The 943-nt window shown below is 60.9% G+C and carries 1 protein-coding gene; it reads left to right on the forward strand.

All coding sequences use genetic code 11. The features are described from left to right. On the forward strand, window positions 1-890 hold an 890-nt coding region (locus DC363_RS16585; RefSeq protein WP_108642268.1), incomplete at its 5' end, for an IS5 family transposase. Between the last annotated feature and the right edge of the window lie 53 nt (window positions 891-943).

Below are 943 nucleotides of genomic sequence, written 5' to 3' on the forward strand. Positions count from 1 at the left end.
CTTCGTACAACACAGCGCTGAAGCAACGCGGATCGCTGTCGATCTGGTTTGATCCCGAGATGGTCTGGACGCCACCGCCAACAGGCAAGCGTGGTCGCCAGTGCCAATTCAGCGATGCGGCGATCCAGACCTGTCTGACCTTGAAGGTGTTGTTCGGTATGCCGCTCCGGCAGACAACCGGGTTCGTGGGAAGTCTGTTGCGGCTCGCCGGATTGGATTGGCCGGTGCCCGACTACAGCACACTGTGTCGCCGTCAGAGAACGCTGAAGGTGAGCCTGCCCTATAGAGGCGATCGCGGCCCGCTGAACCTGCTGATCGACAGCACTGGGATCAAATCTGAGGGTGAAGGGGAATGGAACGCCCGCAAGCATGGCGGCTCAAAGCGCCGCATCTGGCGCAAGATACACATAGGGATCGACGAGGAAACGCTGGAAGTGCGGGCCGTGGAGGTTACCACCAGTAATGTCGGTGACGCACCGATGCTGCCTGAGTTGCTCGCCCAAATCCCATCCGCTCAGGACATTGGATCAGTGACCGCAGACGGGGCCTACGACACCCGAAAATGTCATGATGCGATTGCAGCGCGTGGCGCTCATGCCATCATACCGCCGCGCAAGAACGCCAAACCGTGGAAGCCCACGAGCGCAGGCGCCATTGCCAGAAACGAGGCGGTCAATGCCTCGCGATACCTGGGCCGCGCCATCTGGCGACGATGGAGCGGATACCACCGCCGGAGCCGCGTCGAGACCAAGATGCACTGTGTGAAGCTGCTGGGGCAAAGCCTCATGGCGAGGGACTTCGACCGCCAAGTCGCAGAGATCCAAGTCCGCGTCGCCGTCCTCAACCGCTACACCTCTCTTGGCATACCTGTCACAGAGGTCGTAGGATAAATCCGTCCGGGAAAGGGGACGTGCGCTCACGCCCCGATTTGTGCAACAAAGCC

Origin of the sequence: Thalassorhabdomicrobium marinisediminis (assembly GCF_003072065.1) — a bacterium.
Taxonomy (GTDB): Bacteria; Pseudomonadota; Alphaproteobacteria; order Rhodobacterales; family Rhodobacteraceae; genus Octadecabacter; species Octadecabacter marinisediminis.